Origin of the sequence: Streptomyces sp. rh34 (genome assembly GCF_002551245.1) — a bacterium.
Lineage (GTDB): Bacteria > Actinomycetota > Actinomycetes > Streptomycetales > Streptomycetaceae > Streptomyces.
Map to the genome: position 1 here is coordinate 1 of NZ_NTGZ01000481.1, position 2,252 is coordinate 2,252.

At 76.8% G+C, this 2,252-nt stretch carries 2 protein-coding genes; one reads left to right on the forward strand and one right to left on the reverse strand.

The window, feature by feature from the left end; genetic code table 11:
- On the forward strand, positions 1-814 hold an 814-nt coding region (locus tag CR470_RS37455), incomplete at its 5' end, for an NPCBM/NEW2 domain-containing protein (RefSeq protein WP_179892518.1).
- Between the two features lie 66 nt (positions 815-880).
- Here the strand turns inward: CR470_RS37455 and CR470_RS37460 are convergent.
- Positions 881-2,252 (reverse strand): asparagine synthase-related protein (locus CR470_RS37460; RefSeq protein WP_097872186.1); only part of this gene is annotated, 1,372 nt, incomplete at its 5' end.

The following is a 2,252-nucleotide window of genomic DNA, read 5'->3' on the forward strand; positions in this document are numbered from 1 at the left end:
GAAATCTACACGCCTCCCGCCCGCCATCAGAGATGTGTATAAGAGACAGGGTTCCGCCGGTGGCGCCGCCGGGGGCGCCGCGGCCTCCGAGGGGCTGGGCGCGCCCGCCAAGGCCGGGATCGCCGCCGCCGTGGTGGTGGCCGCCGCGGCCGGTCTGGTGTGGGCGCTCGTCGGCGACGAGCGGCCGAAGCCGGAGCCCGAACCGGTCGCGAAGCCGCCGGTCGTGGCGCCCGCTGTGCCCACGCCGCCTCCCCCTCCGTCCCCGAAGCCGGCGCCGAAGCCTCCGGCCGCCCCCGCCCCCGTGGCCCCGGCCCCGAGCCCGCCGCCGTCCCCGAAGCCGACTCCCCCGCCGAAACCCACGCCGCCCCCGCCCGCCCCGGAGGTGTACCAGGTCAGCGAGCTGGCGTACTCCGTGTTCGGCGACACGAGCGAGCCGGAGGTCGTGATGGGGCAGAGCAGTTGGGTCTGGCAGCGTTCGAACGTGTCCATCGCCTCCACCCGTTACGCGCACGGGGTGACCGTGCACGCCCGCTCCTCGGTCACCATCCAGCTGAACCGGCCGTGCACGAGCTATCAGGCCATGGTCGGGGTGGACGATCTGACCATGGGGCTCGGCGCGGTGCGCTTCTCCGTGTTCAACGGGGACGGGGCCCGGCTCTGGCGCTCCCCGGTGATGGAGGGCGGCGATCCCGCCGTCCCGGTGAGCGTGAACATCGCCGGCCAGTCCTCGATCCGCCTCGTGGTGGAGCCGGAGACGCCGTTCGGCGGGGTGGCCCTGGCCGACTGGGCGGACTCCCGGATCAACTGCGCCTGAGCCGTACGCGCGACCGGGCCGGGTTTCCCGGCGTCGCCTTCCGGTCAGGACGGAAGCGTGTTCCGGTCAGGACTGGAGCGTGCGCCGGGCGGGGGTCACACCGCCCGCGACCGCGCGCTGGCGCGGAGCGGCCGTACCCGTCCAGCAGGTGCCGCGCCGGGCCAGCAGGCGGCGCAGCCACAGTTCGGTGGAGGCCAGGTCCGCCAGTCCGTCCAGAGGCAGCGGCTCGCCCTCGGAGGCGGCGCGCAGGGCCTTGCGGACCACCCGGGCCTCGACCAGGCCCGCGTCGGCCAACAGCGGGGCGTCGAAGAGGGCCATCAGGTCGGGCAGCGCGAGGCGCAGGCCGGTGCGGGTGACGGCGGTGGAGGTGGCCTGGGAGGGTGTGCCCCAGCCGGGCGGCAGATCGTGGATGCCCGCCCCGCCGAGCACCCGGCGCAGGATCGCGGCCCGTGCGCCGGGCTGGACACGGAGCGACTCGGGCAGCGCGCGGGCCGCCCGGACCACCTGGTTGTCGAGGAACGGGGCGTGCAGGCGCTGGCTGCGGATCTCCGCGGCCTGCTCCAGGATCCGGTGGTCGGCGGCGCCCCGGGCGAGCGCGGCGCGGGCCCGGGCCTCCCCCGGGCGCTGCACGGAGGTGGGCCGGATCGCCGCCTCCTGGAGACGAACCGATACTTCGGCCAGTGCCTCCCCCGTCAGCCAGCGCGCCGCCGGACCCGGGCGCGACCAGGCGAGGGCGGCGAGCGAGGCGTCGGCGGGGGTGGCGAGGTCGGGGGCGTAACGGTTGGCGTCGGGAAGGAGCCCGGCGGCGGACTCCAGGCCGGTGCGGTAGGACGTACGGGCCAGGCGGCGGGCGGCGCGGTAGAGCGTCAGCGGGACGAACAGCGAGTGCGCGGTGGGGCCTTCGGCCTTGGTGAGGGCGGCGACGGGGCGCAGGAGGTGGCGTCTGCGCCGGTCCATCAGGAGGTCGGCGAGGCGGGCCGGGTGCGCGTCCAGGACCTGTCGGGCCCCGTGCCCGACGAGGTGGTCGGCGCTGCCCGCGGACAGCCGGCGGCGGTGGCGTTCGGCGAGGACGAGGGAGGGGGCCGGTTCGTCGGTGAGGGCTCCGGTCCCCAACGAGGCGTACGGCAGGGCCTCTTCGCCGGCGGCGACGACCACGTGGTGCAGGCGCGGGTTGGCGGCGATGGCGCGGGCCCGCTCCAGCTCGTCCTCGTTGCCGCGGGTGGTGAGGTCGTTGAAGGTGACGGCGAGCAGCCGCTCCCCCGCGCCGGTGCCGTGGCCGAGGAGGGTGCCGGGGAGTCCGGGCAGTCCGGAGGCGAGCAGGGCGAGGGTGGCGGAGGCGCTGCCTCCGGAGAGGTCGGCGCCGATGCCCGCCACGGGGCCGCCCCGGGCCGCGCGCCGGTCGGCGGGGCCCATGCCGGGGACGGGCCCCGGGTTCTGT